14 protein-coding genes are annotated in these 18203 nt (G+C 36.8%); 2 read left to right on the forward strand and 12 right to left on the reverse strand.

What is annotated here, in order from left to right; genetic code table 11:
* Positions 1-79 precede the first annotated feature (79 nt).
* A complete protein-coding gene (locus G9C87_RS10015) occupies positions 80-1132 on the forward strand; it encodes an NAD(P)-dependent alcohol dehydrogenase (protein WP_172280628.1) in 1053 nt (350 codons plus the stop codon).
* 75 nt (positions 1133-1207) lie between these two features.
* Here G9C87_RS10015 and G9C87_RS10020 read toward each other — a convergent pair whose 3' ends face one another.
* The gene (locus G9C87_RS10020; protein ID WP_172280631.1) at positions 1208-1582 is read right to left on the reverse strand and encodes a winged helix-turn-helix transcriptional regulator; all 375 of its coding nucleotides are present in this window, start codon (positions 1580-1582) and stop codon (positions 1208-1210) included.
* Between the two features lie 95 nt (positions 1583-1677).
* Here G9C87_RS10020 and G9C87_RS10025 point away from each other — a divergent pair, with 95 nt between their 5' ends.
* On the forward strand, positions 1678-2562 hold the full coding sequence (locus G9C87_RS10025) for an NAD(P)H-binding protein (RefSeq protein WP_172280635.1): 885 nt from the start codon (positions 1678-1680) through the stop codon (positions 2560-2562).
* 103 nt (positions 2563-2665) lie between these two features.
* Here the strand turns inward: G9C87_RS10025 and G9C87_RS10030 are convergent, their stop codons facing one another.
* From G9C87_RS10030 to rpoB, 11 genes are all read right to left on the reverse strand, one after another.
* On the reverse strand, positions 2666-3946 hold the full coding sequence (locus G9C87_RS10030) for an ectonucleotide pyrophosphatase/phosphodiesterase (protein WP_172280638.1): 1281 nt from the start codon (positions 3944-3946) through the stop codon (positions 2666-2668).
* Positions 3947-4039: 93 nt separating this feature from the next.
* Complete coding sequence (locus G9C87_RS10035) at positions 4040-4900, reverse strand: GNAT family N-acetyltransferase (RefSeq protein ID WP_172280640.1); 861 nt, start codon at positions 4898-4900, stop codon at positions 4040-4042.
* 113 nt (positions 4901-5013) lie between these two features.
* On the reverse strand, positions 5014-5775 hold the full coding sequence (locus G9C87_RS10040; RefSeq protein ID WP_172280643.1) for a T9SS type A sorting domain-containing protein: 762 nt from the start codon (positions 5773-5775) through the stop codon (positions 5014-5016).
* Positions 5776-5779: 4 nt separating this feature from the next.
* Positions 5780-6307 (reverse strand): ankyrin repeat domain-containing protein, encoded by a 528-nt coding sequence (locus G9C87_RS10045; RefSeq protein WP_172280646.1) that lies wholly within the window; start codon positions 6305-6307, stop codon positions 5780-5782.
* Entirely contained in the window at positions 6304-6849 is a 546-nt protein-coding gene (locus G9C87_RS10050; protein WP_172280649.1) for a YceI family protein, read from the reverse strand. The genes G9C87_RS10045 and G9C87_RS10050 overlap by 4 nt, the downstream gene beginning before the upstream one ends.
* 11 nt (positions 6850-6860) lie before the next feature.
* The gene (locus tag G9C87_RS10055; protein WP_228456997.1) at positions 6861-7211 is read right to left on the reverse strand and encodes a c-type cytochrome; all 351 of its coding nucleotides are present in this window, start codon (positions 7209-7211) and stop codon (positions 6861-6863) included.
* A 1-nt stretch (position 7212) separates the two neighbouring features.
* Positions 7213-8055: a DUF5777 family beta-barrel protein gene (locus tag G9C87_RS10060; protein WP_172280654.1), complete on the reverse strand. Its 843-nt coding sequence runs from the start codon at positions 8053-8055 to the stop codon at positions 7213-7215.
* 130 nt (positions 8056-8185) lie between these two features.
* The gene (locus G9C87_RS10065) at positions 8186-8836 is read right to left on the reverse strand and encodes a Crp/Fnr family transcriptional regulator (RefSeq protein ID WP_172280657.1); all 651 of its coding nucleotides are present in this window, start codon (positions 8834-8836) and stop codon (positions 8186-8188) included.
* A 264-nt stretch (positions 8837-9100) separates the two neighbouring features.
* The gene (locus G9C87_RS10070) at positions 9101-9409 is read right to left on the reverse strand and encodes a DUF3467 domain-containing protein (RefSeq protein ID WP_089027859.1); all 309 of its coding nucleotides are present in this window, start codon (positions 9407-9409) and stop codon (positions 9101-9103) included.
* A gap of 84 nt (positions 9410-9493) precedes the next feature.
* Positions 9494-13759 (reverse strand): DNA-directed RNA polymerase subunit beta', encoded by a 4266-nt coding sequence (gene rpoC, locus G9C87_RS10075; RefSeq protein ID WP_172280659.1) that lies wholly within the window; start codon positions 13757-13759, stop codon positions 9494-9496.
* Between the two features lie 110 nt (positions 13760-13869).
* Positions 13870-17691: a DNA-directed RNA polymerase subunit beta gene (rpoB, locus tag G9C87_RS10080; RefSeq protein ID WP_172280662.1), complete on the reverse strand. Its 3822-nt coding sequence runs from the start codon at positions 17689-17691 to the stop codon at positions 13870-13872.
* Positions 17692-18203: the final 512 nt, after the last annotated feature.

An 18203-nucleotide genomic window follows, 5' to 3' on the forward strand; every position in this document is an offset into this window, starting at 1 on the left:
TATTATTAAATATACGGATCCGGTGACTGAGAAGAATACAATTTATGAACAAAAACACTAACTTAAAATTTAAAAACAAATGAGCACATTCACAGTAAAAGCGTACGGAGCAGAGTCTACCACAGCGGACCTGAAAGAAATGAATATTGAAAGAAGGGAACCAACTCCTAATGATGTGGAGATTGAAATACTTTATTGCGGAGTTTGCCACTCTGACCTTCACACAGCAAGAAACGACTGGGGAGGAACGATCTACCCTGCAGTTCCCGGACATGAAATTATAGGGAGAATTACTAAAATCGGAAATGAAGTTACAAAATTCAAAGTCGGAGACCTTGCAGGTGTTGGATGTATTGTGGATTCATGTGGGACATGCGAGAGCTGTAAACATGATCTTGAACAATATTGTTTAAATGGTTTTACAGGAACTTATAACGGAAAAGACAAACATTTGGGAGGACATACTTTTGGTGGTTATTCACAGAAAGTGGTTGTAGATTCCGACCACGTTTTAAGAATTCCTGAAAATCTTGATCTAGCAGCAGTGGCTCCGCTTCTTTGCGCAGGAATTACAACATGGTCTCCACTAAGACATTGGAATGTAGGACCAGGATCAAAAGTTGCTGTTATCGGATTGGGAGGATTAGGACATATGGCAATTAAACTGGCTAAAGGATTAGGGGCTGAAGTAACTCTTTTCTCAAGAACTCCCGGAAAAACAGAAGATGCCAAACAATTAGGAGCTGATCATGTGGTTATTTCTACAGAGCAGGCAGAAATGGATTCTGTAAAGGGAAAATTTGATGTAATCATCGATACTGTTCCTTATGTTCATGACGTTAACCCTTATATTACAACATTAAATATCAGCGGAACATTGGTTCTTGTAGGATATCTTGGAGGTCTTGAACCTATCCTTCAAACGGTTCCAATGATCATGGGGAGAAAATCTGTAGCAGGCTCTGTAATCGGGGGAATTGCTGAGACACAGGAGATGCTTGATTTCTGCGGGAAACATAATATTGTTTCTGAAATTGAAATCATCAAAATGAACGAAATCAACGAAGCTTATGAAAGGATGTTAAAAAGCGACGTAAGATACCGCTTTGTGATTGATATGCAGACTTTATAATTCTTCGGATATTTTTTTAATAGAAAGGCCCTTCATCTGAAGGGCTTTTGTTATGTTGTATTTTTAAAACATGTATTAAACAGGTTTCCAGTTATGCTGTTCCTTCATATCCTGAAAAGCCCAGTCTGCCATAGCATCGATTACAGGAGCAAGCTTATTCCCTGCTTCACTAAGTTCATAGGTCACATGAGGAGGCACCACAGGCTTTGCAGTTCTGATGATCAAACCATCGGCTTCCAATTGTTTTAAATGCTGGATGAGCATTTTTTCTGTGACTTCCGGGATTGCCCTTTTTAACTCACTGTAACGTTTCTCTCCTGTCGACAACTGAAATAATATAATCGGTTTCCAGAAACCTCCGATTTTTTCCATAACGTACATTACCGGGCACTGGTCCAGTATATTCTTTTTGTTTTCCTGAATTGTAGAACTTTCTTTAATTGCTGTCATGACACATACTTTAGGGTAAGTACTTGTATAAAAGTAAGTACAAATATAACTTTGTTCTCAGAAATAAAAAAATACAAACAATAAAAAATTTACATATGAAAATCATCATCACAGGTTCATTAGGAAATGTTGCCCAACCATTAGCTCAGCAACTTATTGCTGAAGGGCATGATATTACCGTTATCAGCAGCAGCGAATCTAAAAAAAATGGAATACAATCCTTAGGAGCAAAAGCAGCCATCGGATCCATTACAGATCTGGACTTTTTAATTAAAACATTTGAAGGTGCAGATGCCGTATTTGTAATGACCCCGCCTAATTTGGGAGCTACTCAAATCGTTGAAGATACAATCAGTGTTGGAAAAAACTATACAGAGGCCATCAGAAAAACAAATGTGAAACACGTTGTTATGCTAAGCAGTGTAGGTGCAGCTTCTCCGATAGAAAATGGTCCGATTAAAGGTCTCCATCAGATTGAAAATCTTTATAACGGATTAGAAAACACATCGGTAACATTCGTTCGTGCTGGTTATTTTTATAATAACTTCTTTAATGATATTCCATTGATACAAAACGCAGGAATTATAGGAGGAAATTATCCTGAAAACACAAATATTCCTGTAGTTCACCCGGTTGATATTGCAAAAATAGCTGCTGAAGAACTGGTTAAAAATACCGATGGTAAAAAAATAAGATATGCCGTAACTGATATCCGTCCAGGTTCTGACTTTGCCTCTGTTTTAGGCTCAGCCATAGGAAAACCTGAATTGCCTTGGGTAGAATTTACAGATGAAGAGTATTTGAACGGAGCACTACAAGGAGGCCTTCCTCAGGAAATGGCAGAATTATATACTGAAATGGGAAGAGGAATACGAACAGGAGTTGTCCAAAAAGATTTTGTTGAACACGGCTCGCCTGTCACGGGAGGAACTAAATTAGAAGAGTTTGCTAAAGAGTTTGCAACTCAATTTAATTCTTAAAATTAACTTTTCAGAAAATGATGTGGAAGAATCACAATCTGAATCATAGAAAAAGTTTCGGCGCACCTTTGGTGCGCCGAAACTTTTTATTAAGAAGTAAACTCTAATTATCTTTTAAAGTTCCTTTCAGAACTTTTAGTTTTCCGTCAATTGGCTGATCATTTTTTAAACCCAAGATTTCTGCTACTAAAGGATAAACATGAACATTTGCAAATTCATCAATCACCACATTACTTTTAAATTGCGGCCCCCAGGCTAAAAATGTTGCTTTCATTTCTGGTACAAGCCTTGGATTATATCCATGCTTTCCAACGGAAGTCGTTTTTCCTTTTTCCAAAAATATCTTGGGTGCTTTTGGTATCAAAAGAATCTGTCCGATTCTATGGTATTGATCATCTCTGGTTCCAAAATGCAGGTATTTTGGAAGCCTTTTATCTAAATACACGTCATAGTCGTCTGTCTTACCGGCTTTGAGTTCATTGTAAACAGTTTTAGTTTCTTCAGGATTCTTTACCACAACCCTCAATAACGTCTGGGAATTATAGAAATCAAACCTACTTTTATCGAACAGCATTTTAGGAATTTCCAAAGGGGTTCCCCTATCTACTTTGATCATTCCATGGTCTGAAACAAAAATAAAATTCACATTTTTCAGTCCTAAGTTATTTACTTTCTGAACAAGCTCTCCGATGGCTTTATCTATCAAATGCACGGCATCTTCAGTTTCTTTTGAATCCGGTCCGAAATGATGGCCGCTCCCGTCTACTTCAGGGAAATACAATGTAATAAAATGAGGTCTTTTATCCATGGGTAATTTCAGCCAGTTCACCACCTTATCTACTTTTTCAGAAGGAGTAAATTGGTCGTGGTAAGCATAATAATAAGTAGGTCTTTCTCCACCTGCATCACTTGCTGAGCCTACCCACATCATTGTCGCAGAAATCATTCCCCGTTTTTCTGCCAACCCCCAAAGAGGAAGTCCTCCATACCAGCTCCCGTCTTCAGCATTTTTCTTGTCACTCATTGCATAAAATTCCTTTCTCTTGTAATCATAGAAGAAGTTATCAATCAATCCATGATGGGCAGGATATAATCCTGTGATCAGGCTCCAATGGTTAGGAAATGTGATACTCGGATAACTTGGAATCATTGCCTTTGCCTGAACCCCGTTATTGGATAAGGTTAAAAGATTTTCAGCATGATATTTTTTAGCATAATCATATCGGAAACCATCTGTAGAAATCATGATCACATATGGTTTGGTTTGAGCATCAACGCTGTTGTATCGGTTTGGAGTTATGATCTGCGTGGTATCAACAGGAGCTTTCTGAGCCCACCCTATCACAGAAATAAACAGAAGTAAAATTTGTATTCCGCGCTTCATTATAAAAATTTTCCGCAAAGTTACACCCTATCTTCTTCCCGGGAAAGTTTAATGGATTAAAACTATATTAAAGAAATTGAAAACTCACGAAATTTATACACAATAATTAAAAATTTGACTATTCTCCATCTCAAACTGCGACACCCAATTTTCAAGCCCCACCGCATTAAGAAATTTAGTAGTAGATTCAGAAGAATCATCAACATTATTTATACTTATTATCTTTCCTTCACTCTTCTCAGCAATGCCCCTTAAAAGATCCGTTCCAATTCTATTTCTCCTATGCTCTTTACTTACTGCTATCTGATATACTTTTCCGTTTTCAGGATTAAAAATAGCGTACCCTATTAACTCATCTTTTTTATATGCACCGAGAATTATCAAGTCTTCACGCATTTTTTCAAGTACCATGACGGAACTTTGCCAGGAAGGTTGAATATCCCAGAAAGACTTAAATACTTCCAATTGAAAACTGTTTAACTGCTGTATAGTAATATCAGGTCCTATCTCTGAAGGCTTTATATTTCCTTTATAACAATCTAATCTTCGGGTAATCTTGAATCCCAGATGAGTATAGGCACGGATAGCAGGCTCATTTCCATTAATGACTTCAAGCATTATCAGATCTGTTTTTCTTTCCTGAAGTACAGGAAGAATATAATCATACATTTGTCTTACCAATCCTTTTCCACGAAAATCAGGTACAACTCCGGTTCCGGCATTGTATATCACCCGCTTTCCATCTTCTGTTTTTTCGGCATGCAGAATAAAAGCCACGATCTGACCTTCCTTAAAGGCACCAACTGAAAGAGTCATGTCTATTTTCTCCACATGAATCTTTGAAGAGAGCTGCTCTTGTGTTAAGTGGAAAGGAACAAGGTAATCAGAAAAAGAAAGATTAAATACATCTAAAAGGTCCGTAAAAGTAAGGTCTGCTAAATTTCTGAATTCCATTGATTTTATTTTATGGGTACTAAAATTATTGAAATAATCTGAATTCGAAGCAGGCTTTCTATATAGTAAAAATACCTCTAGAAATAGAGGTATTTTTAAGCTTTAATTTTTTCTTATTCCTTGATCAGTTTTTCAAAAGATAAAGTCCCGTCTTTCAATGTAATTTCAAAATAATAGTTTCCGGATTTTAAATCAGAAACACTGACATTCTCACCGTTTAATTTTACAGATCTTACTTTTCTTCCCGTTGCTTCATAAATATCGATCGATTTTATTTTATCAGCATTTTTGAAGTTTACAGTTTCTTTTGCAGGATTAGGATAAAGAACCACCTTATTATTTTGAGCAATAACCTCACCGGTTGATAAGGCTCCAGCCATGTTTAATGTTGCATAACCTCTGTTTGCACCACCGTGGTAACTCAAGTTCAACGTGTTATTTCCTTTTGCGTAAAAAATGTTAATCGAACCCGCAGCATTTGAAATAGCAAAATCTTCCGCTCCTCCTGTTAGAGATCTGGTAGCAACAACAGTTCTTACACCACCACTTGTCGTATTGGATGTCATTGTCCAATTCTGTGTAGTATCCGGAGAAATAGAGCCAATTCCACCAAACGTATAATCTAAATTTGTGTTCGCTGTAGAATTTGCATTATAAACAAACCCGTCAGCCCCATTAGCCATACCAACGTTTCCAAAACCTATTCCCAAAAAAGTTGTATCCGGTCCCTTTAGGGTTATTGTAACCAAACTTGGTGAAGTATCTAATTTTACACTCATTCCGGTTGATCCCAGGTTTACAGTACCTGATGAAAAAAACTGTGCCGAGACCATACTCGCCATTATAAGGCCTAATGTTAGTAAAACTTTTTTCATATTCTTAATTTTTTAAAAGGTTAATGATGTCTTTATTGTTTGTTTGTAAGGCATATTCAAATGGTGTCATCCCCATTGAATCTTTGATTTGTTTATCAGCTTTATGCTTTAATAATAATTCTATTAGTTCTTTATTTCCGAACTTTACGGCCCAGAAAAGAGGCGTTGATCCGGTTGAATCCTGAATATTAGGATCTGCATTTTTCTTTAATAAAAGCGCTACCAATTCCTTATTATATTTAACAGAAAGACCCGCAAGGGCCGTTCCTTCCCGGCTCTTATAATTAACATCTTTTACATTTTCAATGAGGAATTTAGCTACATCAAGATTCCCTCTGTAACAAGCTAAAATAAGAGGAGAAAAACCGCTTTCATTTGTCTTATTAATAACATCCGGGTCTTGCTTCATCAGCTCTTTAACCTCAGCAACAGTTCCGCTTCTGGCAATATCAAAAATTGATTTTGCTTTTTCCTGGGCAGATGTCAATGAAAAGCTCAGGAACATACTTACGATCAGAATTAAGTTTTTCATTGTTTTACCAGGATATAATTGTATTCAACATTAATATTCTCAGCAATCTTTTTGGTCACCATCTTTGGAATGGTCACATTAAAATCAGCGGGTCTTGCTACAAATGTCCCCTGCATATATATTTTCCCGTCCTTGGAAGAAATACTTGCTGTGGAAGTAACAGGTTTATTAACTCCATGAAAGTTTAATGTTCCCTGTACTGTATATTTCTGTGGGGTTGCAGAAAGTTTGCTTTTATCAAAATTTGCAATTTTTCCGGTAAAGGTTGTCTTTGGATATTTGGCTGTTTCGGCATAGCTTTCATTAAAGTGTTCTTCCATAAGCTTTACTTTGAAATGAAAGTTCTTTACAACCGAAATGGATGCTATATCCCCGGTGTCTGCATTGATTACTGCTACATTATTATCATCCTGGGCATACACATCTTCAAATAACGGTACCGATGCTTCAAAGGTTACCTTACCCGTTTTAGAGCTGTATTTCTGAGCCAGAACAAGGTTGCCGGATAGCAAGGCAATTATTAATACTACTAATTTTTTCATTTTTTTCAATTTTAATTTTCGACAAGCCCATCAGCTTTCCATTTGATAAATAAATTAATCTGAGTCGCGGAAAGTGATCCGCCCTGTGGCATCTTCCCGGGATCTCCGTTAGGTCTCTGTATTCGATCTATTATTTTATCAATATTATTCTTCACCTGATTATAATTGGTTAGAGGCTGAAAAGAGCCCGGCCCGTTTGCAGAATGACAACTAATACAGTTGGCATCGATAATCGGTTTTATATCGGCTGTAAACTTTACCTGTTGTGTAATAGGCGTATGGTTTGAAATCTCATCATAGGTTCTGCTTTCACACGAGATCAGTAAAACGGCCGAGGATACGATGTATAATAATTTCTTCATCTTAAAAAACTCTGTAAAGATTAAACCCAAAATAAATATGCCCTTTGCCCCAATTTCCCACAGCATTGGAAAGGTAGCCTATATCAGAATTAAGTTGCGAATTACTGAATACAAGCTGAAATACATGACCTCCGGTCTCTATATCCATCCCTACCGATAAAGGATTTTTATAAAAACTATGGTTATCAAAATTCACGAAATATTCAGCATTCACAGAGATTCTTTTAGAGATCTTATAACGACCCCCAAGCCCCGTTAAGAATTGATTTTTATCTTCAATATGCTGGTCATAAAGATTTTTATGGATATAAGAAGGAGTAAGCTGAAGAGACAAACGGTCATCAAATCTTCTCGAAATCAACGCCTGAGTAAGATAAGAAAGCCTGTCGCTAAAACGAAGATTTGGATAATTATCCTTATCCAAATCCGTATTCAAAGCCAAAACATTATATCCTACGACATCGACCGGAAAGTTTTCATTTTGCTTGAGAAGCTTATATTTCGCCCCAACCTCAAATGTTTTTTGGTTGGTCTCTCTTGAAAGGTTTAAAGATAACCAATCAGTTACACCATAGATTGCTCCCAATTTTGTAGAAGCATCATCTAGGCCAAAGAAGTTTTTAAACCCGGTACTGATGTCACCGAAACGGTGCGCGACTACAATATACCATTCGTTTTTAGCAGCAAGTTTTGTGGACTGTCCTGTGACAATCTGGAGCGCCTTAAAGGCGGGTTGAGAATTTTCAGTATTTGTTTTAATGGTGTCAATGTCCTTCAACAAATCTTCCTGTGAATAGGCAAGAGTTGAAGCTAACACTGACAAAAATAGGAGAGTTTTTGTCATACAATTCTTAATAAAATATTAGTATGGCAAACTTATAGAGTTACGATTTTAAAAGTAGGTGATAAAAGTCACCTAACAAATTGTATTTATCAATTACTTTATTAAAAATAACTATTAAAAACAATTATTATTAGAATTGGCTAACATTTTCATTAACGGCAACACGTATCCCATCTTTTCCCTGCAGTATTTCTCCTTCGTTTTCAATTTTCTTAAGAACCCTGCTCACCACTTCTCTGGATGTTCCAAGATTGTTGGCAATTTCCTTATGCGTTAATTTGATAGGATGACTTCCCGTTATTGCAATTTGTTGTTTGATATAATTTAACACCCTCTTATCCAACCGGTGGAAAACAGCCTCATTCACCATATTCATTACGTCAATAAACCGTTTGTCATACTCCTGATAAAAAACCCTGTTAATTGCCGGAAAACGAATTAGCCATTCGTGCATTATGGCAACAGGAATCAGCAATACCTCTGAATCTTCTTCCGTAATAGCATAAATCTTACTGATATAGTTACTGAAAATAGATGAAAAAGTCATTACACAGCTTTCATTACGTCTTACGTAGTAGTAGATCAGTTCACGGCCATCGTTAAGGCAATATACTTTTACAGAACCTGAAATCATGAAAGGAATAAATTTGATTTTCTCCCCCTCACTGATCAGTTCAGTTTTTGCTTTGATCTTATCTGTGATGCCATGTTGATGAACTTCATTTATAAAATCATTGCCTAAAAACCCGAATTTATTATTAATAAATTGATGATCTATCATATTTTATATCAAATTATATAAGAAAGCAAATATATAAAATGAATTCCTTAATAAATGTTAATTTTTTATCATTTGTATTTAAATTGTGAATAATTTACTTTATTTAAAGTCGTGATAAATAAAAATTCCTTTATTGATTTAATTTAAATGAATTGGCTATTTATTTCTGAGAATCATAATCATGCGAATATTTTCACTTAAAATAAGGCATAAAAAAATGCCTCAATACATTGAGGCATCTTGTTGTTTTATGTAAGAAAAATCTTATGCTTGTACATTGTTACCACCTAATACGAAAGGCTCAACTTCTTTGATTTCTCCGAATTGCTGCTCATAGTTAGCAATGTTCTGTTGAAGAGCAGATAATACTCTTTTAGCGTGAAGTGGAGCAAGAATGATTCTTGATCTTACTTTAGCTTGCTGAACACCTGGCATTAACTGGATGAAATCCACTACAAATTCAGATGGAGAGTGGTTTACTAATGCTAAGTTAGCATAGATTCCAGCCGCTACCATTTCATTTAGTTCGATGTTGATGTTTCCGTCCTGTGGATTTTGATTTTGATTGTCCATGTTTTCTTTAAATATTTTTGTTTAAAAAGTTTCAGGCCTCTAATTTAGAATTTAAACTTGAATCCTGAAACTTTTATATACATTTTAGTTAATATCTTCGAATTCTTTTTTAGAACCTACGATAACATTCTGATACTCTTTAAGACCAGTACCTGCAGGAATTCTGTGTCCTACAATTACATTCTCTTTAAGACCGCTTAGGAAATCAATTTTCCCAGCAACTGCTGCTTCGTTAAGAACCTTAGTGGTTTCCTGGAACGATGCTGCAGACATGAATGACTTAGTTTGTAGAGCCGCTCTTGTGATCCCTTGCAATACTGGCGTAGCCGTAGCAGGAAGTGCTTCTCTTACTTCAACAAGATTTTGATCTTCACGCTTCAATTTAGAGTTTTCATCTCTCAATTCTCTTGCTGTAATCATCTGACCTGGTCTGAATTCTTTAGAATCACCAGCATCAACAACTACTTTAAGACCAAATACTCTGTTGTTTTCTTCTAAGAAATCGTATTTATGTTCCAAAGCTCCTTCAAGGAATTGAGTATCACCTCCATCAACAATAGATACTTTTGTCATCATCTGTCTAACGATAATTTCAAAGTGTTTATCATCGATTTTCACCCCTTGCAGACGGTAAACTTCCTGAATTTCATTTACAAGATATTCCTGAACCGCTGTTGGACCTTTAATTCTTAAGATATCGTCCGGAGTGATTGATCCGTCAGAAAGTGGTGAACCAGCTCTCACGAAGTCATTCTCCTGAACAAGGATCTGGTTGGAAAGTTTTACTAAATAAATCTTTCTTTCTCCAGTCTTAGCCTCTACAATAAGTTCACGGTTACCTCTCTTGATTTTTCCGTAAGAAACTACTCCATCGATTTCTGTAACAACCGCTGGGTTTGAAGGGTTTCTTGCTTCGAATAATTCGGTTACCCTTGGAAGACCTCCGGTGATATCCCCTGCTTTTGCAGATTTTCTTGGAATCTTGATCAAGACTTTACCAGCCTTAATTTTCTCACCATCATTAACCATTAAGTGGGCTCCTACCGGTAAGTTATAAGCTCTTTGCTCAACACCTTTAGAATCTACCACCTTCAAGGTAGGTACGGCTTTCTTATTTCTGGATTCAGAGATTACTTTCTCTTCGAATCCTGTTTGTTCGTCAATTTCAAGTTGGAATGAAATACCCTGGATAATATCTTCATATTCTACTTTACCGGATGTTTCCGCAATGATAACCGCGTTATACGGATCCCATTTACAGATTACATCACCTTTCTTCACTTTATCACCAGGTTTTACAGCCAATACTGAACCGTAAGGTACGTTAGCAACCATTAAAGGAGTTCTGGATTCGTTGTCAGCAACCAATCTGAATTCCGTAGAACGAGATACTACAACTTCAGCTGTATTTCCATTTTCATCTTCAGAAGTAATTGTTCTTACTTCATCCATTTCAACGATACCATCTCTTCTTGCTACGATTGATGGGTTTTCTGATACGTTACCCGCAGTACCCCCTTGGTGGAAGGTTCTCAATGTTAACTGAGTTCCCGGTTCCCCAATAGATTGTGCAGCAATTACACCTACCGCTTCACCCATGTGGATTATTTTACCTGTAGCAAGGTTTCTACCATAACATTTAGCACAGATACCTTTCTTCGCTTCACAAGTTAATGGTGAACGAACTTCAACAGCTTCCAGTCCTGCATCTTCAATTCTTCTCGCTAACTGCTCGTTGATTACCTGATCTGCTTCAGCAATTAATTCATCTGTTTCAGGATCATAGATGTTATGAAGAGAAACTCTACCTAAAATTCTTTCAGAGATTTTCTCAACGATCTCATCATTTTTCTTAAGAGCAGTAACTTCAGTACCTCTTAAAGTACCACAATCTACTTCAGTAACGATAACATCCTGAGCTACGTCTACCAATCTTCTTGTTAAGTAACCGGCATCGGCCGTTTTAAGAGCGGTATCCGCAAGACCTTTACGTGCACCGTGGGTAGAGATAAAGTACTCAAGGATCGAAAGACCTTCTTTAAAGTTTGCAAGGATCGGGTTTTCGATGATTTCCGCACCGGTAGAACCTGCTTTTTGCGGTTTTGCCATCAAACCTCTCATCCCTGATAACTGACGGATCTGTTCTTTAGAACCCCTCGCACCAGAATCAAGCATCATGTATACAGAGTTGAAACCACCTTGGTCGGTTTTCATTCTGCTCATAATCATTTCAGTTAATCCTGCGTTGGTGTTCGTCCAAACGTCAATTACCTGGTTATAACGTTCTGTATCTGTGATAAGACCCATGTTATAGTTGGCTCTAATCTCATCTACAGTTCCGATTGCCTGAGCAACCATCTGCTTCTTCTCAGCAGGAACCACAATATCCCCAAGTGAGAACGAAAGACCTCCTTTAAATGCGTTAGAATAACCTAAGTCTTTCATTGCATCAAGGAATTTAACCGTTGTAGGGAAGTCTGTATCGGCAAGAATTTTACCAATAACATTTCTTAATGACTTCTTAGTTAAAAGTTCATTGATATAACCAACCTGTTTAGGTACAATCTGGTTGAATAAAATTCTACCAACAGATGTTTCAATTAACCTTGTAACCAATTCTCCATTTTCTTTAACAGGTAATCTACATCTTACCTTAGCATTTAAAGAAACTTTTCCTTCTGCATAAGCAATTTCTGCTTCCTCCGGAGAATAGAATGCTAAACCTTCACCTTTCACTTTCATATCTTCAGTAGAGCTCAATTCTTTAGTCATGAAATAAAGACCAAGAACCATGTCCTGAGAAGGTACCGTGATTGGAGAACCGTTAGCCGGGTTCAAAATATTCTGAGAACCTAACATTAATAACTGAGCTTCAAGGATTGCTTCAGGGCCTAACGGTAAATGTACCGCCATCTGGTCACCATCGAAATCGGCATTGAAGGCCGTTGTTACTAACGGGTGTAGCTGGATTGCCTTACCTTCGATCATCTTAGGTTGGAAAGCCTGGATACCCAGTCTGTGAAGCGTAGGTGCTCTGTTCAGTAGAACAGGGTGACCTTTCATCACATTTTCAAGGATATCATAAACTACAGGTTCTTTTCTATCAATAATTCTTTTTGCAGATTTTACTGTTTTTACAATCCCTCTTTCAATTAGTTTTCTAATGATAAACGGTTTGTAAAGTTCCGCAGCCATATCTTTAGGAATACCACACTCGTGAAGCTGTAAGTTTGGACCTACAACAATTACGGAACGCGCAGAGTAATCTACCCTTTTTCCTAATAAGTTCTGACGGAAACGACCTTGCTTACCTTTCAATGAATCAGAAAGTGATTTCAATGGTCTGTTTGATTCAGATTTTACCGCAGAAGATTTTCTTGTATTATCGAATAATGAATCTACTGATTCCTGAAGCATACGCTTCTCGTTTCTTAAGATTACTTCCGGAGCTTTGATCTCTAAAAGTCTCTTTAAACGGTTATTTCTGATAATAACTCTTCTATAAAGGTCATTCAAATCGGAAGTAGCGAAACGTCCACCATCCAATGGAACCAAAGGTCTTAACTCTGGTGGGATTACCGGAAGTACACGCATGATCATCCACTCAGGTCTGTTGATCATTCTTGTATTAGCACCTCTCAATGCTTCTACAACATTTAATCTTTTCAGAGCCTCAGTTCTTCTTTGCTTAGAACCTTCATTGTGAGCTTTGTGTCTCAGATCGAAAGATAATGCATCAAGATCGATTCTTTTTAATAATTCCTCAACAGCTTCAGCACCCATTTTGGCGATGAATTTGTTAGGATCAGAATCATCAAGATACTGGTTCTCAACAGGAAGGGTATCCATGATATCAAGGTATTCCTCTTCTGTTAAGAATTCCATTTTATCAAAGTCGGAACCGTCCAATTTTTTAGCAATACCCTGCTGGATTACAACATATCTTTCATAATAGATAATCATATCCAATTTCTTGGAAGGAATACCTAATAGGTAACCGATTTTGTTTGGTAAAGAACGGAAATACCATATGTGAGCAATAGGAACTACAAGATTAATGTGTCCAATTCTCTCTCTTCTTACTTTCTTCTCCGTAACTTCAACCCCACAACGGTCACAAACGATCCCTTTGTAACGAATTCTCTTGTACTTACCACAAGCACATTCGTAATCTTTAATAGGACCGAAGATTTTTTCACAGAACAAACCATCTCTTTCAGGCTTATGCGTTCTGTAGTTAATAGTTTCCGGTTTTAGAACCTCCCCTCTTGAATCCTGAAGAATGGATTCGGGAGAAGCTAAACCGATGGTTATTTTATTAAATCTACTTGATTTATTTTTATTTGACATAATTTTTATTTTGATTAAAAGATTAAAAGATTGAAAGATTTAAAATTACTTTCTCTCTTATCATCTCGGAGTTTATTAATTCTTTAATTTTTAGTAATTAAATCTTTAATTTACTCCTCCAATCTTACGTCTAATCCAAGACCTTGTAACTCGTGAAGCAATACATTGAATGATTCCGGAATACCTGGTTCAGGCATAGACTCACCTTTTGCAATAGCTTCATAAGTTTTTGCTCTACCAATCACGTCATCTGACTTCACAGTAAGGATCTCTCTAAGGATATTCGATGCTCCGAATGCTTCAAGAGCCCAAACCTCCATCTCTCCGAATCTCTGACCTCCGAACTGAGCTTTACCTCCTAACGGCTGCTGAGTAATCAATGAGTAAGGACCAATAGAACGTGCGTGCATTTTATCATCTACCATGTGTCCTAGTTTCAACATATAGATAACCCCAACAGTAGCAGGCTGAGTAAATCTTTCTCCGGTACCTCCGTCATAAAGGTGAGTGTTACCGAATTTAGGAAGACCTGCTTTTTCTGTATACTCAGTAATCTGCTCAAGACTTGCTCCATCGAAGATTGGTGTAGCGAACGTCATTCCTAATTTCTGACCAGCCCATCCAAGAACTGTTTCATAAATCTGTCCGATGTTCATACGGGAAGGTACCCCAAGTGGATTCAATACGATATCTACCGGTGTTCCGTCTTCAAGGAATGGCATATCTTCTTCACGAACAATTCTGGATACAATCCCTTTATTACCGTGACGTCCTGCCATTTTATCTCCTACATTCAGTTTACGTTTTTTAGCAATATAAACTTTAGCTAACTTCATGATACCTGCAGGAAGCTCATCTCCGATAGAAATTGCAAATTTCTCACGGTTCTTAACCCCTTGGATATCATTGAACTTGATTTTATAATTATGAATCAATTGCTTGATCAATTCATTTTTATCGTTATCAACAGTCCAATCTGCTCCGCTAACGTTTACATAGTCTTCAACTGAAGTCAATAATTTATGAGTAAACTTCACTCCTTTTCCGATAATTTCTTCGTCAAGGTCATTATGAACCCCTTGAGAAGTTTTACCGCTTACAAGAGTATTTAATTTTTCAATTAAAGTATTTCTCAATTCATCAAACTTAGCCTTGTAAGTGTTTTCAATTTCTTCAAGTTTAAGTTTTTCTTCAGTTCTCTTCTTTTTATCTTTAATATTTCTTGAGAACAATTTTTTATTGATCACAACACCTCTTAATGAAGAATCTGCTTTTAATGAAGCATCTTTTACATCACCGGCTTTGTCACCAAAAATCGCTCTAAGAAGTTTTTCTTCAGGAGTTGGGTCGGATTCACCTTTAGGTGTGATTTTACCAATCATAATATCACCAGGCTTCACTTCAGCACCAATTCTGATCATACCGTTTTCATCAAGGTCCTTAGTCGCTTCTTCTGAAACGTTTGGAATATCTGCTGTTAATTCTTCCATACCTAATTTGGTATCACGAACTTCAAGAGAGTATTCGTCTACGTGGATTGATGTAAACCAGTCTTCACGAACAACTTTTTCATTGATTACGATCGCATCCTCGAAGTTATATCCTTTCCAAGGCATGAACGCAACCACCAAGTTTCTACCAAGAGCTAATTCTCCGTTTTCAGTAGCATACCCATCACAAAGTACCTGTCCTTTTTCTACTGTTTCACCTACTCTTACGTTTGGTCTCAGAGTAATTGTTGTACTTTGGTTGGTTTTTCTAAACTTAGTTAGGTTATATGTTTTAGTAGCTGATTCGAATGATACTAAATCTTCGTCATCGCTTCTTTCATATTTAATAGTGATCTTATCTGCATCTACATACTCTACAGTACCTGTACCTTCAGCGTTGATTAAAATTCTTGAGTCTCTTGCAACTTGTTGCTCAAGCCCTGTACCCACGATCGGAGCCTGTGGCTTCAATAGAGGAACGGCCTGACGCATCATGTTAGATCCCATCAATGCACGGTTCGCATCATCATGCTCTAGGAATGGAATTAATGAAGCCGAAATACCAGAGATCTGGTTTGGTGCTACGTCGATAAGATTAACCTGGGAAGGTTCAACTACCGGGTAATCTCCATCCAGTCTTGCGATAATCCTGTCTGTAACGAATTCACCGTTGTCATTCAATTCAACGTTTGCCTGAGCAATTACTTTATCTTCTTCATCTTCTGCATTAAGATAAATAGGAGCTGCATTAAGATCAATCTTACTGTCTTCTACTTTTCTGTATGGAGTTTCGATGAAACCTAAATTGTTAATCTTTGCATAGATTCCCAAAGAAGAGATCAAACCAATGTTTGGTCCTTCCGGAGTTTCAATCGGACAAATTCTTCCATAGTGAGTATGGTGAACGTCACGAACCTCGAAACCTGCTCTTTCTCTTGATAAACCACCAGGCCCTAGTGCAGATAATCTTCTCTTGTGAGTAATCTCTGACAATGGGTTAGTCTGGTCCATGAACTGAGAAAGCTGGTTGGTACCAAAGAATGAATTAATTACAGAGGTTAAAGTCTTAGCATTAACAAGATCAAGCGGTGTAAAGATTTCGTTATCTCTAACGTTCATTCTTTCCTTGATTGTTCTTGCAATTCTTGAAAGACCAACACCGAACTGACCTGCTAATTGCTCACCAACAGTTTTAATTCTTCTGTTTGATAAGTGGTCGATATCATCAACTTCTGCTTTAGAATTTACCAATTCGATCAAATGTCTTACAATCGCAATGATATCTTCTTTAGTAAGAACTTCAGTTGTAGTAGGAATATTAAGACCTAACTTTTTGTTCAATCTGTAACGTCCTACTTCTCCTAATGAGTATCTCTGCTCAGAGAAGAATAATTTTTCAATAATTCCTCTAGCGGTCTCCTCATCTGGCGGATCTGCATTTCTTAACTGACGATAGATGTATTCTACCGCTTCTTTTTCAGAGTTGGTAGGGTCTTTTTGTAATGTATTCTGGATGATAGAGAATTCATTGCTGTTTTCTTTGTGAATCAAAATAGATTTCACACCAGCATCAAGAATAAGATCTAAATGTTCTTTTTCAAGAATAGTCTCTCTGTCCAGGATGATTTCGTTTCTCTCAATAGAAACAACTTCACCCGTATCCTCATCTACGAAATCTTCGAACCATGTGTTCAATACTCTCGCAGCTAATGTTCTTCCTTCTACTTTTTTAAGAGCAGCTTTAGATACTTTCACTTCTTCCGCAAGGTCGAAAATCTGAAGAATATCCTTATCAGATTCAAATCCGATAGCTCTAAGTAGAGTAGTTAATGGTAATTTTTTCTTACGGTCGATATACGCGTACATTACGCTATTGATATCCGTAGTAAATTCCATCCAAGATCCTTTAAAAGGAATAATTCTTGAATAATACAGTTTGGTTCCGTTTGCGTGGTAAGTTTGCCCAAAGAATACACCAGGAGAACGGTGTAACTGGGTAACAATAACTCTCTCAGCACCATTGATGATGAAAGAACCACTAGGTGTCATATAAGGAACCGGCCCTAAATATACATCCTGAACTACTGTTTGGAAATCCTCATGCTCAGGATCTGTACAATACAACTTAAGTCTTGCTTTAAGAGGAACTGAATACGTTAAACCTCTTTCCACACACTCGTCGATTGAATAACGTGGAGAATCTACCAGATAATCTAAGAATTCCAATACGAATTGGTTTCTTGAATCTGTAATTGGGAAATTTTCCTGGAAAGTCTTGTGAAGACCTTCTTTTTTCCTGTCTTCAGGAAGGGTATCAAGCTGGAAAAACTCCTTAAAAGACTCTAATTGGATATCCAAGAAGTCTGGAGTGATAATTTTTCCTTTTGCTGATGAGAAATTAATTCTCTGATTCCCCCTAATTGATGCTGCTGTTTTACTCATAAAACTTTTAAGAAGGGTTAAAAAATATTTTGATTTATAAAAAAATATCAGAAGAAGACAAAAAGAGAGAAGAGGTAAGAGCAAGAATAAGTGTGAAAATTTTGGCGCAATTATCGGTCTTTATTCTTTGTTCTTTATTCTAAAAGTCTTTAATCCAACTTCTAACTGCAACACTGGTATATCTTTTCACAGCGTAATGCAAAATATTTTTAATACTTTTGAGGCAGAAACGCCGCAATATCTATAAACATAAAATCCCTTTCATTACCATGAAAGAGTTGATTTACAATATTTTATAGATTTACAAACAATTATTAGCGCCAAAAGAGGAGCAAAGATACAAAAAGTTATCCACATTCACAACATTTATTCTATAATATATTAACACAAACTATATTACAGATATCCTCAATGTAAATAAGCCGTAACAATTAGTACTCAAATCTACTCAATACTGCTTACAATAACCAGTAGATCAATCTATCTACTTGATGATTCTATTCCATAAAAAA

The organism is Chryseobacterium sp. LAM-KRS1, from assembly GCF_013184525.1.
Taxonomy (GTDB): Bacteria; Bacteroidota; Bacteroidia; order Flavobacteriales; family Weeksellaceae; genus Chryseobacterium; species Chryseobacterium proteolyticum.

Bases quoted from the DNA above. Each gene is read 5' to 3' on its own strand.
- G9C87_RS10025 (WP_172280635.1), top strand. From the start codon at position 1,678: ATGAAAATCATCATCACAGGTTCATTAGGAAATGTTGCCCAACCATTA.
- G9C87_RS10015 (WP_172280628.1), top strand. From the start codon at position 80: ATGAGCACATTCACAGTAAAAGCGTACGGAGCAGAGTCTACCACAGCG.
- G9C87_RS10040 (WP_172280643.1), bottom strand. From the start codon at position 5,775: ATGAAAAAAGTTTTACTAACATTAGGCCTTATAATGGCGAGTATGGTC.
- G9C87_RS10030 (WP_172280638.1), bottom strand. From the start codon at position 3,946: ATGAAGCGCGGAATACAAATTTTACTTCTGTTTATTTCTGTGATAGGG.
- G9C87_RS10070 (WP_089027859.1), bottom strand. From the start codon at position 9,409: ATGGACAATCAAAATCAAAATCCACAGGACGGAAACATCAACATCGAA.
- rpoB (WP_172280662.1), bottom strand. From the start codon at position 17,691: ATGAGTAAAACAGCAGCATCAATTAGGGGGAATCAGAGAATTAATTTC.
- rpoC (WP_172280659.1), bottom strand. From the start codon at position 13,759: ATGTCAAATAAAAATAAATCAAGTAGATTTAATAAAATAACCATCGGT.
- G9C87_RS10035 (WP_172280640.1), bottom strand. From the start codon at position 4,900: ATGGAATTCAGAAATTTAGCAGACCTTACTTTTACGGACCTTTTAGAT.
- G9C87_RS10065 (WP_172280657.1), bottom strand. From the start codon at position 8,836: ATGATAGATCATCAATTTATTAATAATAAATTCGGGTTTTTAGGCAAT.
- G9C87_RS10055 (WP_228456997.1), bottom strand. From the start codon at position 7,211: ATGAAGAAATTATTATACATCGTATCCTCGGCCGTTTTACTGATCTCG.
- G9C87_RS10060 (WP_172280654.1), bottom strand. From the start codon at position 8,055: ATGACAAAAACTCTCCTATTTTTGTCAGTGTTAGCTTCAACTCTTGCC.
- G9C87_RS10045 (WP_172280646.1), bottom strand. From the start codon at position 6,307: ATGAAAAACTTAATTCTGATCGTAAGTATGTTCCTGAGCTTTTCATTG.
- G9C87_RS10020 (WP_172280631.1), bottom strand. From the start codon at position 1,582: ATGACAGCAATTAAAGAAAGTTCTACAATTCAGGAAAACAAAAAGAAT.
- G9C87_RS10050 (WP_172280649.1), bottom strand. From the start codon at position 6,849: ATGAAAAAATTAGTAGTATTAATAATTGCCTTGCTATCCGGCAACCTT.